The 16,884-nt window shown below is 64.4% G+C and carries 12 protein-coding genes; 9 read left to right on the forward strand and 3 right to left on the reverse strand.

The features are described 5' to 3' along the window. Positions 1–6: 6 nt before the first annotated feature. The 9 genes from F8D48_RS01990 to F8D48_RS02030 all read left to right on the forward strand — a co-directional run bounded on the left by F8D48_RS01990 (position 7) and on the right by F8D48_RS02030 (position 12,153). On the forward strand, positions 7–2,793 hold the full coding sequence (locus F8D48_RS01990) for an FtsW/RodA/SpoVE family cell cycle protein (protein WP_151429750.1): 2,787 nt from the start codon (positions 7–9) through the stop codon (positions 2,791–2,793). 100 nt (positions 2,794–2,893) lie between these two features. Next, on the forward strand, positions 2,894–4,861 hold the full coding sequence (pknB, locus tag F8D48_RS01995; RefSeq protein ID WP_151429787.1) for a Stk1 family PASTA domain-containing Ser/Thr kinase: 1,968 nt from the start codon (positions 2,894–2,896) through the stop codon (positions 4,859–4,861). Positions 4,862–5,087: 226 nt separating this feature from the next. Beyond that, positions 5,088–5,474 (forward strand): FAD-binding protein, encoded by a 387-nt coding sequence (locus F8D48_RS02000; RefSeq protein WP_257475592.1) that lies wholly within the window; start codon positions 5,088–5,090, stop codon positions 5,472–5,474. Positions 5,475–5,638: 164 nt separating this feature from the next. Then, positions 5,639–6,511, forward strand: coding sequence for a mechanosensitive ion channel family protein (locus F8D48_RS02005; RefSeq protein WP_151429751.1), 873 nt, complete (start codon positions 5,639–5,641; stop codon positions 6,509–6,511). A gap of 472 nt (positions 6,512–6,983) precedes the next feature. After that, on the forward strand, positions 6,984–8,636 hold the full coding sequence (locus tag F8D48_RS02010) for an ABC1 kinase family protein (protein WP_151429752.1): 1,653 nt from the start codon (positions 6,984–6,986) through the stop codon (positions 8,634–8,636). Between the two features lie 199 nt (positions 8,637–8,835). Beyond that, positions 8,836–9,306 carry a universal stress protein gene (locus F8D48_RS02015; RefSeq protein WP_151429753.1) on the forward strand — a complete coding sequence of 157 codons (471 nt, stop codon included), beginning with the start codon at positions 8,836–8,838 and terminating at the stop codon, positions 9,304–9,306. A gap of 306 nt (positions 9,307–9,612) precedes the next feature. After that, positions 9,613–10,851 (forward strand): hypothetical protein, encoded by a 1,239-nt coding sequence (locus F8D48_RS02020; RefSeq protein ID WP_151429754.1) that lies wholly within the window; start codon positions 9,613–9,615, stop codon positions 10,849–10,851. A gap of 135 nt (positions 10,852–10,986) precedes the next feature. Then, on the forward strand, positions 10,987–11,670 hold the full coding sequence (locus F8D48_RS02025) for a PspA/IM30 family protein (RefSeq protein WP_150839141.1): 684 nt from the start codon (positions 10,987–10,989) through the stop codon (positions 11,668–11,670). A gap of 294 nt (positions 11,671–11,964) precedes the next feature. Beyond that, the gene (locus F8D48_RS02030) at positions 11,965–12,153 is read left to right on the forward strand and encodes an FAD-binding protein (protein ID WP_240806181.1); all 189 of its coding nucleotides are present in this window, start codon (positions 11,965–11,967) and stop codon (positions 12,151–12,153) included. Here the strand turns inward: F8D48_RS02030 and F8D48_RS02035 are convergent. The 3 genes from F8D48_RS02035 to F8D48_RS02045 form a co-directional block, all read right to left on the reverse strand. Beyond that, positions 12,107–13,549, reverse strand: a complete 1,443-nt coding sequence (locus tag F8D48_RS02035) for a helix-turn-helix transcriptional regulator (protein ID WP_151429755.1) — start codon at positions 13,547–13,549, stop codon at positions 12,107–12,109. The genes F8D48_RS02030 and F8D48_RS02035 overlap by 47 nt on opposite strands. Positions 13,550–13,774: 225 nt before the next feature. After that, positions 13,775–15,532 carry an FAD-binding protein gene (locus F8D48_RS02040; RefSeq protein ID WP_151429756.1) on the reverse strand — a complete coding sequence of 586 codons (1,758 nt, stop codon included), beginning with the start codon at positions 15,530–15,532 and terminating at the stop codon, positions 13,775–13,777. A 251-nt stretch (positions 15,533–15,783) separates the two neighbouring features. Beyond that, positions 15,784–16,830, reverse strand: coding sequence for an ATP-binding protein (locus F8D48_RS02045; RefSeq protein ID WP_257475594.1), 1,047 nt, complete (start codon positions 16,828–16,830; stop codon positions 15,784–15,786). Positions 16,831–16,884: the final 54 nt, after the last annotated feature.

Genomic DNA, 16,884 nt, shown 5'->3' on the forward strand with positions numbered 1-16,884 from the left:
GGCCCCGTGACGCGCCGCAACATCGAGCTTTTGCTCCTGGTCATCGCTTCGCCTATCGTCATCGTCCTCTTCGCGATGATGGTGGTGACCGGCGGCCAGGAACTATCTGTGAACACCCTGGGCGTACCCCTGGGCATCTTCGCCGCCTTCGTGGTGGCCCACATTGCCGTGCGCTGGCTCGCTCCGGCGGCCGACCCGGCCATCTTGCCCATATCCTTCGCCCTGTCGGGCATCGGCATCGCCTTTGTGACCCGCATTGTGCCGGATCTGGCCGTGCGCCAGGTGATCTGGCTCTTCGCGGCCGTGGCGGTTATGGTGGCGGTGCTGGCCCTCGTGCGCAATCTGGACAAGCTCGCCAACTACAAGTACACCCTCATGATCGTGGGCATTTTGCTGCTGCTCTCGCCCATGCTGCCGGTCATCGGCGAGGAGTCGGGCGGCGGCCAGCTGTGGCTGCGACTGGGCCCCTTCTCCTTCCAGCCGGGCGAGATCGCGAAGATCCTCATCGTGTTCTTCATCGCGGCCTACCTGGCGGCTAACCGGGAGATGCTCTCGGTGTTCACCCAGAAGGTGGGCCCGCTGCATCTGCCGAGCCTGCCGACGTTGTTGCCTCTCATCGTCATGTGGGCCCTCGCCTTTGTCGTCGTGGTGCTGGAGAAGGACCTCGGCCTGGCCCTCGTGCTGTTCTCCGTGTTCGTTATCATGCTGTATGTGGCCACGGGCAAGAAGCTCTATCTGGTGGCCTCCATCGGCCTGGCGGCCATTGCCGCCGTGGCCCTCTACTTCATGATGGGCCACGTGCAGACCCGTGTGAGCATCTGGCTCGATCCCTTCGCGGCGGCCCAGGGCGGCGGCTTCCAGCTGGTGCAGTCGCTCTTCTCCATGGCCGACGGCGACCTGTTCGGCACCGGCATCGGCCGGGGCATGGGCGGCGAACCGGTGGCCGCAGGCGGTATTCCCGTGGCCGAGAGCGACTTCATCTTCCCGGTCATCGCCGAGGAGGCAGGGCTCATGGGCGCTGCCGGCCTGCTGCTTCTGTACCTGTGCTTCGCCATCCGCGGCATCGTGACCGCGGCCCGGGCGAAGTCCGATGTCAGCTCGTTCGTGGCCGTGGGCCTCACGTCCATCATCGTGCTCCAGGCTTTCATCATCGTCGGCGGCGTCACGCGCCTCATTCCCCTGACAGGCATCACGCTGCCCTTCGTCAGTCAGGGCGGTTCGTCCCTCATCGCCAGCTTCATGATCGTGGCCTTCCTGCTGCGCTGCGGCGACGAGGGCACCGGCGTGGGCGAGGAAATGCGCCAAACCGGAGCGATCGGTTCTCACGGGGCCGATGCGGTGCTCGGGCGTGTGGCCCTGGGCAAGCGGCTGACCGGCACCATGATGATCTTTTCGCTGCTGTTCGCCGTATTGGTGGCCAACCTCACCTACCTTATGATCATCAAGGCGCCCGAGTACCAGAACATGCCGAGCAACAACCACACCATCGCCCGCGAGGCCCAGATGGAGCGCGGCACCATTTCCACCGTGGACGGCACCGTGCTCGCCCAGTCGGTGCGCCAGGAAGACGGCAGCTACCAACGCGAGTACCCGGCTGGTACCCTGGCGGCCCACATCGTGGGCTACGCTTCGCAGAAGTTCGGCACCGCCGGCATCGAGGCGGCTTACAACGACGCCTTGCGCGGCGAGCAGAACTTCGCCAGCTTCACCGACGTGGTGAACTCGCTGGCGGGCATCCAGACCAAGGGCAATGACGTTGCCCTGACCATAGACTCCCGTATTCAGCAGGCGGCGCAGGATGCCCTGGAAGGCCAGGTGGGAGCCGTGGTGGCCATGAATCCCGAGACCGGCGCCGTCTACGCCCTGGCATCCTCGCCCACCTACGACGCGGCCGACTACGAGACGCTGCTCACGGCCGCGGCCGAGGGCGATGGGAACGATTCATCCGAGCTGTACAACCGTGCCACCCAGGCGCTCTATGCCCCCGGTTCCACCTTCAAGATGGTCACCCTGGCCGCCGCCCTCCAGGACGGCATCGCCAAGGCCGATAGCGAGTACGACTCGCCCGGCGAGATGGAGATCGGCAACGCGCCCGTGACCAATGTGAAGAAGCGCTCCTACGGCAAGATCACCCTGGCCCAGGCCATGTGGTACTCCTCCAACACCGTGTTCGGGCAGGTAGGCGTGCAGCTAGGCAGCGATCTGCTCGTGAACATGGCCTGCAGCTTCGGCTTCAACGAGGCTATCAACTTCGATCTGCCCTTAGCCACGTCGCTCATGCCCGATCCCGCCGAGATGACCGAGTGGGAGACCGCTTGGGCCGCTTGCGGCGAGCCGGTGGGCGAGCACGAGAGCCCGGCCGGGCCCCAGGCTACAGTGATGCAGATGTGCCTGGTGGGCTGCGCCATCGCCAACGAGGGCGCCATCATGCAGCCCTACCTGGTGGACGGTATCTACAACGCCAACGGCGAGCGCGGCTTCACCCCGCTGCCCGTGAAGCTGAAGCAGGCCATCGACCCCAAGACGGCGGAGGCGGAAATCGAGGTCATGAAGGGGGTCGTGGTCGAGGGCACTGGCGGGAAGGCCGCCATCGACGGTGTGGAGGTGGCCGGCAAGACCGGCACCCACGAGCGCGGCGACGGCGACGACGACAGTTGGTTCGTGGGGCTTGCCCCCGCCGATGACCCGCAGGTCGTGGTGGCTGTGGCCATTGAGCGCGGCGAATCGGGCGCGGGGGCCCAGGCAGCCCATGACGTTATGGAGACGGCTCTCGAAGTGGCGGGGGTGCTGTAGTACAATGGCTAGACTCATACGAGTCCGCATCGAAACGCAAACGCAAACGCACTAGCACGTGGAACGTTAAGGAGTAGCAATAGTGACCGGACAGGGAACAATGACGGGCAAGGTTTTCAGTGGCCGTTATGAAATAAAGGATCGCATCGGCATCGGCGGCATGGCCGAGGTGTATCGAGCCCAGGACAGCACCCTCGGGCGCGTCGTGGCCGTGAAGGTGATGCTGCCGCAATTCGCTGCCGACCCCTCCTTCACCCAGCGGTTCCGCCAGGAGGCCGCCGCCGCGGCGAATCTCCAGAGCCCCTACATCGTGAACGTGTACGACTGGGGCCAGGACGACGGCACCTACTACATCGTCATGGAATTCGTGCGCGGGTCCGACCTGAAGACCGCCATCCAGCAGCGCGGCGCCATCAACCAGCGCAAGGCCGCTGAAATCGGCGGCCAGGTGTGCCAGGCCCTCACGGTGGCCCACAACCAGGACATCATCCATCGCGACATCAAGCCCCAGAACATCATGGTGCAGCCCGACGGCAATGTGAAGGTGATGGACTTCGGCATCGCGCGGGCGAAGAACTCCGTGAACGATAAGACCTCCGCGGTGCTGGGCACTGCCCACTACATCTCGCCGGAGCAGGCCCAGGGCAAGGACCTCACGGCTGCCAGCGATATTTACTCGCTCGGCATCGTGCTCTACGAGGCCGCTACGGGCAAGCTGCCCTTCGACGGCCCCGATGCCGTGTCGGTGGCCATGCAGCAGGTGAAGGACGAGCCCGTGCCGCCGTCAAGCATCAACCCGGACATCGATCCGGATCTCGAGGACATCATCATGGTGGCCCTCGCGAAGAATCCGGCTGAGCGCTTCGCCACGGCCAACGACATGCGCATGGCCCTGAACGACTACCTGGCCGGACGCCCCGTCACCCTGCCGGGCGGCGCTGGATTTACGAGCGCCCGCACCCAGATGATGGGGGCTGTGGGAGCCGTGAACACCCAGGCCGCCACCGCGGTCATCGGCGGCATCGACGGCACCCAGGCCATGCCCGGCATTGTGGGCGCCGGGGTGGGCGGCATGGTGTCGCCGAGCGCCACCGGCGGCTTCCCGCCCCAGAACTTCCATGCGGCCCCTCCGCAGAAGAAGAGCAAGAAGCCCGTTATCATTGCGCTCGTGGCCGTGCTGGCCGTGGCTCTCATCGCCGGCATTGCCTTCGCTCTGTCCATGGGCGGCGCGGCACCCACCGAGGAAGAGGTGGACGTGCCCAGCGTGGTGGGCCAGACCCAGGATGAGGCCGAATTCGCCCTGAAGGAGGCCGGGTTCACCGTGAAGGTAGAGCCGAAGGTGGACGAGGGCACCGAGGAGGGCACCGTGCTCTCCCAGGATCCGTCGGGCGGCAAGGCTGCCAAGGGCTCCGAGGTGAAGATCGTCGTGGCCGTGGGCCCCGAGGAGAAGGAAGTGCCCAGCTTGGCGGGACTGTCCGAGGACGAGGCCAAGGCAAAGGCCAAGGAGTACGGGTTCACGGCGGTGCTGCGGGAGAGCAGCTTCTCCGAGGATGTGCCCGAGGGCCAGGTCATATCCCAGAGCCCCTCGGCCGGCAGCATGGAGAAGCCGGGCACCCAGATCGAGTACGTGCTGTCCAAGGGCAGCGAGTTGGTGAACGTGCCGAACGTCATCGGCCTGTCCGAGGAGGACGCCATCGCGAAGCTCCAGAGCGAGGGCTTCGGCGCCGACGTGAAGGCCCGCGAATACAGCGACACCAAGAAAGAGGGCACGGTCATGAAGCAGGACCCCCTCAACGACAAGGTGGCGCCGGGGTCCACGGTTTCCATCACCATCTCGAAGGGCCCCGAGCCCGCTCCCGAGCCGGAGCCCGACCCCGGTAACAATGGGGGCAACAATAACGGGGGCAACAACGGCGGCAACAATAATGGGGACAATAACGGCAACGGGGCGAACAACCCCGACCAGCCCGAGAACCCCGATGGCGGGAACAACCCCGACCAGGGCGGCGAGGGAGGCCAAGGCGGTTCGGGCAGCAACCCGGGCGGCACCACCCCCGCTGCGGAATAAAGCTACTATGCGATTGGGCGCCGCACTACGCGGCGCTCTTTTTTGTGGCCGCATTGGCCGCAGGCACCCGGGGATAGGGTACACCCCGCACACGAGGCCGCCCTGGTGGATGCCGGCCGCCCTCCAGAAGAGGCCGCCCTTCGGGGATGGCCCTCCTCTGGGGATGCCGGCCACCCCCGAAGGGCAGGGGCCTAGGCCCTTGCCGCTCTAGGCCCGGAACAGGTCGATGGCGTCTTGCTTGGAATGGACGCCGAGCAGCAGGCACGCAAGGGTAACGGCCTCCGTGGCGCGCTACAACGAGCTGGCCCACGGCGGCAAGGACACCGACTTCTCGAAGGTGCCCACGCGCCTGTTCCCCGTGGAGAACCCGCCGTTCTATGTGGTGCCCTTCGGCGATTCGGGCATGCTCGTGCTTATCGGCGGCATCGACTGCGATGCTCAGTGCCGCGCCCTGGACGCCGAGAAGAACCCGGTGCCGGGCCTGTTCGTGGCTGGCAACACCATGGGCGGCCGCTTCCTGGTGGACTACCCCGTGACCGTGGCCGGTGCAAGCCACTCCATGGCCATGTCCTTCGGCCGCCTGGCTGGCCGCGTGGCCGCTGTCGGGGAATAGGGGACGAAAGCGCCGCGGCTCTCGCTGGTGCAAAATGCGGTTGCGCTGCGGGCTGTGGCGGCTCGGGCGTATCTGCGGCGAAGGTTTGTCGCACTTTCTGCAACGATACGGTGAAGACCGCAGGCCCCCTCTCGTGCGAGAGGGGGCCGTTTTATAATGAAGCCATGGAGCAGCTCTTCGACATCTTCGAGAAATTCATCCACGCCGACTGGTTCAATTCCCTCATCGGCGCGGCCATCATTTTCGCCGTCACCTTCGTGGTGTGCCGCATCACCGTGTACTTCGCCCGCCGGCTGCTGAATCGCACGTCGCTTCTGCCTTCCAGTTCCATCTTCATCAATGTCATCCGCGCTACGGTGTGGCTCATCGGCATTGGGTTCGTGCTCTCGCTGTGCTTCAACGTGAACGTGAACGGCATGATTACCGGCCTCGGTGTTGTGGGTATCGCTATCTCCCTGGGTTTTCAGGATACGCTCTCGAATCTCATCGGCGGTTTGCAGGTGAGCCTGTCGCGCTCGGTAGAACCGGGGGACAACATCCGCATGGGCTCGTCGGGCGTGACCGGCGTAGTGAAAGATGTGACCTGGCGCTACACCACGGTGGTGGATAGCTCGGGCAACCACACGAACATTCCCAATGCCGTGATGACCTCCACGGCGGTCACGCGCCTCGCGCCGCTGAACAGCGTGTCCATTGCTCTGATCGTCACCACCAACAGCGAGCGGCTGACCGCCACGGCCCATCACATCGAGGATGCGGCCGAGAAGGCGGTATCGCGGGTGAGCAAGATCAAGAAGGGCCCCTCGGTGAGCTTCAGCGCCATTACCGAGCATGGGTTCCAGGGAACGCTGAGCTTCACCATTGCCAATGCCAGCAAGGCCGGCAATGCCACCGATGCGGCCATTCGCGCCATTGCGCCCTACGTGCACAATCACCTGGTTGAAGAGGAGATGGACAGTCTCTCCGCCCCGGCCGAGGCGAATGCGGGGCGGCCCGCGGCGGTTGAGAGGGAGCCTATCGAGATGCCGCAGGCATAGAAATGTCCCGCCCCCGCCAGAGGATGAACCCACCTCACAAGGTGGGTGCTCGCATCTGGGATCCTGGCTTTCGTGTCAACGGACACGAATCTCCATTCCACCAGCTTCTAAAGCTCCCTCAGTTCAATACGTCGGTCCATCGCAGTGTATGACGGGAACAGGACTTGAGTTAAGTATACGCGAAGTTGCGCCGAGGGAAAGTCTTGACAAAATCCGTTACCAAGTTTTTCTTCAACGCGGCGAGGATGCGCGTGGCGCGGCCCTGAGTGGGGGATGGTGCGACCGGCGCGGTCCGGCGGGGTCCTGAGTGGCGCGGTCGGTGCGACCGGTGTGGCCGGATCATTTTCAGCTCAGCTGCTCGGGCCCTGCTCGTCGCTCCCGCTCGGCGGCAACGACTCGGCACCAAGTCAATAGTTCATCGGCAAGGTCGGCTTTAGGGACGATACCATGGGGTTTCCGGAAAGGAGGGCCCATGGCCACGTTCGAGGAATTTCTAAAGGTTGCCGAGATTTCCCTGAAGGACAAGACCTCCCACAAGCGCATGGACGAGATTATCCACATCATGCGCGAGTACCACGGGCTGCGCGGGCTTACCCCCGAGCGGGCCGTCGAGGTGCTCCAGGCCCTCGGGCCCACCTATGTGAAGATTGGCCAGCTGGCGTCGAACCGCTCCGATCTTTTGCCCAAGGCCTACTGCGATGCCTTCGAGCGGCTGCGCGACGACGCGAACCCCATGGCCTTCGACCAGGTGATCGAGCAGATCGACCGTGCCTACGGCAAGTCGTGGCACGAAGTGTTCGCCTCCATTGACCCGAAGCCCTTAGGGGCCGCCTCCATCGCCCAGGTGCACAGGGCCGCCCTCCTCGACGGCACTACGGTGGCCGTGAAGGTGCGCCGACCCGGCGTGGCCGAGTCCATGGCCGAGGACATCATGCTCATGAAGCACCTGCTGGCCTTGGGGGAGTTCGCCTCCAACGCCCACCGCGATATGCTGCTGTCGCTGGAGGGCTTCGTGGAGGAGATCGAGCGCACCACGGCCAACGAGGTGGACTTCACCCAGGAGCTGGGCAATCTTGTGCGCTTTCACGGCGAGCTGGCCAATGAGGAGGGGGTGACCTCGCCGGTGGCCTATCCGGCCTATTCCACCGAATCGGTGCTCGTCATGGAATTCGTGCAGGGCGTGGAAATCTCCGACACGGCCGCCCTGCGCAGCCGGGGCATCGATGTGGACGCCCTGGCCGGACGGGCGTGCCAGAGCTACGTGACCCAGGTGCTCGACAACGGGTTCTTCCACGCCGACCCGCACCCGGGCAACATTCTCGTGCGTGATGGTGAGGTGGTGTGGATCGACCTGGGCATGGTGGGCACGCTCACCGTTTCGGAGCGTATGCTCGTGGGCAAGGCGTTTACGGCCGTGGCCACCGGCAATGCCTATCTGCTGAAGGAAGCGGTCATGGGGCTCGTGCGGGCGACGGGGCCGGTGGATCACGGGGCCCTGCTCGCGTCGCTGTCGCGTCTTCTGGCCAAGTACAGCACCGCCGAGCTGAAGGAGATCAACGTGGGCACGGTGCTCACCGAGGTCATCGAAGTGCTGCGCGATCAGAATATGGTGATGACCTCGTCGGTAACCATGCTCGCCCGCGGCTTTGTGGCCCTTGAGGGGGTTATCGCGCAGATTTCGCCGTCCACCTCGGTTATTGAGATCGTGTCCAAGCACGTCATTGCCCAGCAAGGCGATCCGAAGCTGCTCGGCACGCGGGTGCTCGATCTGGTGGTGTCGAGCGCCGCCTCGGTGGAGGCTCTGGCAAAGCTGCCCACTCAGCTGTCGAACACGTTGGAAATGGTGGATCGCGGCCAGATCAAGGTGAACGGATCCGTCGATGTGTCCTCCCGTATTCTGGCAACGGTCTACGCCTCGGTGGGGCGCCTGTCCCTGGCGCTGCTGTCGGCGGGGCTGTTCATCGGGTCCTCCATCGTGTGCACCACCGCCATGCAGCCGCGGTTTTTGGATGTGCCCCTGCTCGGCGTGCTCGGCTACCTGGGCGCCTTCGTGCTGGGGGGCTATACCGTGTTCCGCATCATGGTGTCGCGCCACCGCCTGCTCAACGACGAGGAACCGCGGTAGAGGGTCGGGGGCCGTGCTGCCGGGCACGAGGGCGCAGGCCGCCGGCGTTGCGGTCCATCGGGCGGTGCGCGGTAACGCCGCGTCTACAGCTTGCAGGAGCCGCGGGCGGGGCGGCGGCCCGTGATAAAATGACCCTGCAACTTATTTATTGTGAGTTGGCGGGTTAGCATTCGCGCGACCCGGGGAATAGGAGGCCGTTATGTACAAGAAGATTCTCGTCCCCTACGACAAGTCCGAACCGGCTCAGCACGCACTGTCGGCGGCCCTCGATCTGGCTGCCGGGGTGCCTGGCGCCCAGATCACTGTGCTCTCGGTGGTGGACTGGCACGACTTCAACGCTGAGACGTTCAAAATTGCCTCGCGCATGTCCGGCGTCATGGGCGACACCATGGACATGGACGTGATGGCCGAGGTGGAGAACGAGGCCATCAAGGCCGACACCGATGCCATCGCCGAGAACATTGCGCCTTTGGTGGGCGACGCCGAGGGCATTGCCATCGCCGTGGTGAACGGATCGCCCCACGACTCCATTACCGCCTATGCCGACGAGGGCGGCTATGACTGCATCGTCATGGGCCACCGCGGTCTGGGCGCGGTGCGGGGCATGCTCGGCAGCGTGTGCTATTCGGTGCTGCACAAGACCAACGTGCCCGTGCTTATTGTGAAGTAGCCCGTTCCCGCCATTGTCGGCGGACGACGGCCGCTCTGGTGCTGCGGCGTGCCCCAAAAATGCGATCTGCTCGTTCATAGCGCATGTTTGGGGCGGCAAACGCACCTCGGAGGCCTTCGGGAAGGTAAGGCCTGCCCCGAAAGTGCGATGCGCCCGGGCAGATCGGCGATTTGCGACGGGAAATCTGCGCGAGCGGGACACAACGAGGGTAAAAGCGCCCGATTCCTCGAAGCGCCCGGGCGCATCGTTCATTTGTGACAGGTTTTGCCCGGGAAGCGGGTGGAGCGCGAAACGTAAGGAAGCAGAATGGGTCGTTCAGGTGGCGGTGGCTTTTCCGGAGGCGGTGGCTTCGGAGGCGGGTTTGGAAGCGGCGGCGGTGGCTTTGGCGGCGGTTTCTCCGGCGGCTCCGGCCATGGCGGCCGCTCCGCTGGTGGTTCCGGGGGCTCCGGCTTCGGAGGTCCGGGATTCGGCGGGGGCTACCATGGGGGTGGTTACTACGGCGGCGGCTTCGGTGGCGGTGGCTTCTGGGGCGGCCTGCTCGGCGGCCTCATCGGCTCCAGCCGCAGCGGAGGCGGCGGCTCAATGCCTCCGCAGATGCCGCAGTCGAACGGCCCGCAGCAGCCGGGTCCCGGCGGCTCTGGCAACGGTGGCGGTCCGGGCGGCTCGCAGCCGGACTCGGGAGGCCCGGGCGTGCCTCCGTCCGGATCGGGCGGCTCGAACTCGCCTCAGCGCAAGTCTCCCAACAGCGGCCTCGGCACCGTGTTCGTGGTTCTGGCGGCGGTGCTGCTCGTAGTGTTGCTGGTGGTGGCCCTCGGTGGCGGCAGTTGCTCGGGTGCCGATATTCCCCGTTCCACGGTGGAGCGCACGGCCCTCGCGCCCGGCTCCGCGAACGAAACCGGCTACTTCACCGACGAGGACGGCGATTGGATTCACGATCCCGCCAAGCTGGAGCGCGGTCTGCGCCACTTCTACGAGGAGACGGGCGTGCAGCCCTATGTGTACATCCTGCCGAACGGGTCGGTGCGTTCCTATCAGGAGCTGCAATCCATTGCCGAGGAGAAGTACAGCGAGTTGTTCACCGATCAGGCCCACTTCGTGCTGGTGTTCTGCGATGACGGCAACGGGCGCTTCAACGCTGCGTATTGGGCCGGGGCGCAGACAGGATCAGTGCTCGACGACGAGGCCATCAACATCTTCAAGGGCTATTTGAGCCAGAACTACGACGACATGAGCCTGTCCGAGGAGGAGATCTTCTCGAAGGCGTTTGCCGACACCGCCGACCGTATCATGGAGGTGACACCTTCGCCGCTGCCGATTATCGCGGTGTGCGGAGCGGTCATAATTGTCGCCGTCGTCGTGTTCGTTATCGTGCGCAACCGGCGCCTGGCCCGGCAACGCGAAGCCGAGCGCATGGAGCAGATTCTGAGCACACCGCTGGAATCGTTCGCCGACGGCGAACTTGAGGACCTGGAAAAGAAGTACACGGCCTCAGCTGCGGGAACCTCGGACGCACCGCCCGTACAACCTACGAGGCCCCCGCAGTAAGAAGGTCGGCCCCGGCCACGAAAGGCCTCCGGGGTCGCCGAAGGGAGCACCGCGCCCGCTGGCGCTTGCCGACAACGTCCCGCTTCCGCGCGGGGCAACCGAACCGGGCCGATTCGGCCAGATAGGAGATGCACCATGGGTATCCTCGATCGCTTCACCTCCATCGTGAAGGCGAACATCAACGAGCTGTTGGACAAGGCGGAAGACCCCGAGAAGATGGTCGACCAGTACCTGCGCGAGATGACCGAGTCCCTCGCCGAGGTGCGCGAGGCCACGGCCGGCGTCATGGCCGAGGAGCGCCGCTGCAAGAAGCTCGTGGACGAGAACCGCGCCGAGATGGAGAAGTACGAGGAGCTGGCCCGCAAGGCCCTGGCTGCCGGCAACGAGGCCGATGCCCGGGTGTTCCTGGCGAAGAAGCAGGAGCTGGCCGGGCGCAGCGAGGGGCTTGTCGTGGCCTTTGAGGGCGCCAAGGCCAATGCCGACAAAATGCGCCAGATGCACGACAAGCTGGTGGCCGATATCGAGGAGCTGAACGCGCGCAAGGCTGCCATCAAGGCCAAGGCCGCCGTGGCCAAGACCCAGTCCAAGGTGAACGAGATGACCTCCGCGAGCGACCGCGCCGAGGGTGCCCGCAGCGCCTTCGACCGCATGGAGGCCAAGGCCGACGAGATGCTCGATCGCGCCAACGCCGTGGCCGAGCTGTCCGAGAAGCCGGCCGACCCCACCGAGGACTTGGCCAAGAAGTATGCCGAGGCCGGTGCCACCGCCGCCGTGGACGACGATCTGGCCCGTCTCAAGAAGGAAATGGGCCTGGAATAGCGTAGTTTCCCCGCCGAGCCCGAGGGCCTCGATCCTTCGGGCTCGGCTGTTTTGGCGCAACGCCGAGCTCGGCGCAGGTTTCCATGAAATAGCGGTGCAGGTGGTCGCGCTTACCGAAGGTGACGAAGGGCTGGCCGTCCAGATCGCGGACCTCAAGATGATCGCGCCGGGCACGAGCGACACCGATAGCTGGGGCACTCGTTCGCCCATGCCTTCTCGACGCTGGGCGACTCGTCCACGGTGTCCACGGGCCCCTACTACGCCGCGAAAAACACCTGCACGTTCATGACCATCATGGGCGGTTTGCGCACGAGCGCGGACATGGAGGTGTGCGACGAGGACGACGAGCCCATCCCGGGTCTGTTTAACGTGGGCTGCATGGTGGGCGACGGGTGCGCCAACGAGTTGTCCCACCCACCGAGGCGTCCGCGCTTTCTCATGCGCCTTCTTGTCGTCCGAGACCATCCTCTACGAGGTCGATAAGCTCCTGCTGGGTGTGAACATCGAGCTTCATGTAGATGTGCTTGACGTGGGTCTTCACGGTGTTGTACGACAGGGTGAGCTGGTCGCTGATGGCTCGGCCGTTGCGGCCGCGGGCAAGCAGGGCGCACAGTTCCACCTCGCGCTTGGTAAGACCATGCTGCGTGCCGAGCCGAGCGCAGCGATCTTCGATGCTTTCCCGCTCTTTTCCGCTTTCAATCGGCGCGACGGCGGGCGTGATGGGCTCCACGCCGAAGATGACGGCGCGGAAGCTGAACTTCGCGAGCCAGAGAAAGGCGAGGGCCACAAAGGAGACGAGGATGGCGCAGAGTAGGCCTGCGGCCAGGGCATCGTTCGTGCCCACGAGGCGGTTTACGCCATGGCCCGACAAGGTTCCCATCAGCGTACCCAGGCCCGTGAGGAAACATGCCCAGGCGGCCACGCGCAGGGCGCCGATGCGGTTGCGCGAGCCGATGCCGAAGATAACCAGGTAGTGGATGATGGAGAAGCAGGCGGATCCGCTGCGGAGGATGTAGTTGCTCGCAGATCCCAGGGGGAGGAAAAGCGACACAATGGCGCAGAGCAGGCCCGCGATCACGACGAGGGCGGCCAGGGCGGCTAAAGGGTCGATGAATCCGCTGCGCCGTCGACTGGCAACGACGACCCCGCCTACGAGAAGCGCGGTGACGATACCCGAAGGAGATGTATCGACGGGAATGCCCGAGATGCAGTTGAGGGCGAGGGAGAACCCAAATACGAGATTGAACACGAAAAGGCACAGGAAAGCCGGATTCAGGGGGCTGACAAAGGCTGCCGGATTGGAAAGTTCGACGCTCTCCAAGCCGCCCGTCTCGTTCAAAAGCGCGAGATTCTCCCTCGCCAGGTGGGAGGAGAGAGCGAGGGTCGCACAGGGAAGGACGGCGCACAGAATGAGATGCATCGGAAGAGAGAAGAGGTCGACAGCTCGCTGGCCGAGCGTGCCGATGAGAGCCGAGGCGCAGATGCACAGCATGGCGCTGCGTATGTTATCGAGCTGGCAGAGGGCGATAAGGTACATGAGCGTTGCCCATAGGCTTCCCAGCTGCCAGAGGGCGTATCCGCCGCACAGTGCCGCCGTCGAGCCGGTTTTCGCGTGGAGGCCCACCAGGAGCGTTCCGGCGATCACGAGGACGCAGCTCGCGGTTGCGGCCCAAGGGCCCATCCGGGTGAGATACCCGCGTTTCAGGGCGAAGAGCACGAGAAGGAACGGGCATATGTTCGCCACAATGAACAGGGTGTCGCGGGCAACGGGTGCTGCTACCGAGAGCGGGGCGATTATATCGGCGTTCAGTAGCCGATTGCAGGCGATTTCGCAGGCTCCTGCCGCGAAGACGGCGAGCCAGGGCTTGGTGGTGCTCATTGACGCGAAGTCCTCTCTTCCCTTCTCACTATTATAGTCGAAGGGCCTCTCTGACTGCTCGCCGTGCGCGTTGCCTCGAATGCGCCAAAGGGACGACCCTCGGCGAGGGCCGTCCCTATAGGGGGAGGCGTGTTCGTAAGCGCCTTTCGACGCAACGGTGTGCTGCGGTGCCGCGCGACGGTTCCATCGTGACCCGTCGCGCGGCACCTCGGTGCGCCAGAGCGGCTATGCCTTCTTTCCGGCGATGTGCTGCACCTCATGGCGGGCGAAGGTGAGCAGGCGGCCGCAGGCCATGCCGTGAGTCAAATTGTAGTAGCCGTCGGCGAACAGCGAACCGGCGCAGTTGCCCGCCGCCCAGAGACCCTCCAGGACCTCGCCGTCGGTCTTGAGCACCTGCCCGTCAGCATTGATGCGAAGGCCGTCTGAGGTGTCCAGTAGGGTACCGCCGAGGGTCACGCCGTAGAAGGGCGCCTGGCGAATAGCGGACAGGGTGTAGGGTTCCTTGCCGAAGTCCTCGTCCACCTGTTTATCGTAAAGTTCGTTGTAGCGCTCGATGGATGCGAGGAAGTTCTGCTTATGTTCGCCTTCGAGCAGCAGTTTATCGGCGAGTTCCTCGAGGGTATCGGCCTTTACGACGACACCCTGGTCGATTTGCTCCTGCAGAAAGCCCTCGGTGCCTGCACCCATGACGTTTACGATGAGATTGGTAAGGCTCGCGCAACCGAGGCTGTGGAAGCGGGCCACGTCATCGGCGAAGTTCGCGTCCCACACCTCGAGGTACACGCCGCCCGGTTGAGAGGCGGCTGCGTAGGGCAGCCAGTCGTAGTTGCCCGACTCGTTGGTGAAGCGCTCGCCGTGCAGGTTCATCTTGAGGAAAGGCTGCGAGCCGGGATTGAACTGACCTGAAGCGGGCAGCATGGGCTCGCCCGTCGCCACGCTCTCCTCGGTCCAGCCGGCCTTGGTGCCCGGAGGGACGGCACCTCGATCGAACACGAAGGCCGCTGCGCCGGGATCCTTCATGGCCCCGGCCCAAAGGCCAGCCTTGATGCCCATGCCCGTGTTTCCCGGCTCCCAGTTGGAGGCGGTCAGGCAGCGCGGGAGGATGGGGTTGATACCCTCGATCATGTCGGGGTTCGCCGCGTAGCCACCCGTGGCGAGCAGCACGTCCTCAGCGTTGATCTGCACATAGCCGTCTTTGGCATCGAAGATGGCTCCGCTGACTGCGCCGCTCTCGTCGGTGACGAGCTTGACGAGGTCGAAGCCGAAGAGCACTTCGTTGCCCTGTTTGTTCAGCAGGTCCTCGAAGATCTGGTTGCGGCTCATTTCGGCATGCTCCTCGGGGCAATCCTCGCGAGCCGTGTAGCTCACCTGGATGGGCGGCACGTACATATCGACGCCTACGCCGCCTCGCCCTTCACCCTGGTCGGCATCGAAGCTCACTGCGAAGCCATACTGATCCATAATGCCTTTTACCCAGGCATGCATCTCGGCGGATTCGTTCAGCCACGTTTTTGTGACGCGCATGTCGTTTTTGCCCCAGAAGGCTTGACGCAGCACGTTGTTCAACTTGATGATGTCGACGCTTTTGCCGGCCTCGGCGCATTCGGGAATGTTTACGGCTCCATACCAGCCGCGAGCCGTGGCGACGGCTCCGGCCTTCTCGGCGATGAGGAAATCAACTCCGAGTTCCTGGGCGGTGACGGCGGCGGCAAGGCCGGCGTTGCCCGCGCCCACGATGAGGAGCTTGGTGCTACGCGTCTCGACGATGTCCGCTTCGGCGATTTCGGGAGCTGTGCCGAGCCATGCGGGGGTATTGCCCACAACGGCCATGCCGCTGTCGGTGCCGCCCGCTGTAGCCGCTGCATCGGGGCCGGTTTCGGCCATGGTCTTCGGCGAGCAGCCGGAGAGTCCGGCCACGGCGGCGGCTCCGGCTGCCAGGGCGGCGCCGGAGAGGAAGTTGCGGCGAGAAATACCTTGAGTCATAGAGGTCCCTCCTAGAATGGGTCTTGCCAGCCGCCCGCCCCACTTTGGCGGGCGGCGTTCATCCTAGGTTTTTCCTGGAGGGAGGTGCGTCACCCCCATTGGGGTATTTTTGAAAAATGCCTGGTAGAATCTATGCTTATGGTGGGCGGCAGGCCGTTTACGTTGCATCCCGAAGGGCCGCCGCAGTGAGGGGCACCCTTCTGCGACTTAGGCTTAATGTGCTTTTCGGCCATGGAAACGTTCGTATTTCTTTAGGGGGCCAAGCTGGTAATCGGGATGACGCAGACGCCGTCATCCCGAACGTAGGCGTGCTGGCCGAGTCCCTCCACCACGGCAAGGAATGACGGGGGCTCTGCTCCGGCAGATTCCATCTTGGCCTTGAGGCGTAGTAGATTTTTAGCGGCTTGGTCTGCCTGGTTGTGCCCGAGCTTTATTTCGAGTGCGGCCCACTTTCCGTCGTAGGATTCGATAATCGCATCCACTTTCAGATCGGTGTTATCGCGATAGTAGCGCACCTGCGCCTCTGAGGCTTCGGCGTATACCAGCAGATCGCACAGGCAAAGACTCTCGAAGAGGAACCCAAAGGCGCTGAGGTCGCCGAGGAGTTTCTGCGGGGTGGCGCCGAGGATGGCCGCTGGCAGAGAGGGATCGACGTAGTGGTATTTGGGTCGCTTGTTGATTCGGATTGACGACCGCAGGTTCGGAGACCATCCAGGGGTCTCCTCGATGACGAAGATCCGCCGAAGGGCTCGAAGGTAGTCGTCAACCGTTTCTTTGGAGAGCGCTTCGCTCGTTGCATCGCCGGTCATGTCGCGAATCATGGTTTTGGTGGCCGTCGCCTGCTCTGCATTGCGGGCGAGCGAATGGAGGAGCCGGCTGATTTTCTGTGGATCACGGGCCACATCGTCGACGCGCGAGAGATCGTCTTCGGACACTTGCCACACGTAACTGCGCGCGAGCCGCGATGCCCGGTGCAGCTCCATGGCTTGAACGGCGGGCCAGCCGCCGCGGATAACGACATCGCAGAGATCATCCAAGGTCGCCGGAAGGGCGCGGCCTGCCGGCCTCCCTCCATTGAAGAGGGCCCGCAGCGATACGGCTCCCGAGGATCGGTTCGCCTCGAAGAGCGTCATAGGCCTCATGCGAACCTTTTCGATACGGCCCACGCCGCTGTGATGCGGTTTAACCCGGCGGGGAACAGCGGATCCCGTGAGTATGAACGTGTCCCGTTTGCCGCTTCTGTCAACGGCGTTGCGGACGGCATCCCACAGCGAGGGCACCTCTTGCCATTCGTCGATGAGGCGGGGATGGTCGCCTTGGAGCGCCTGATGGGGGGGGGTAAGCGCGCCAGT

Origin of the sequence: Adlercreutzia muris, from assembly GCF_008831045.1 — a bacterium.
GTDB lineage: Bacteria > Actinomycetota > Coriobacteriia > Coriobacteriales > Eggerthellaceae > Adlercreutzia > Adlercreutzia muris.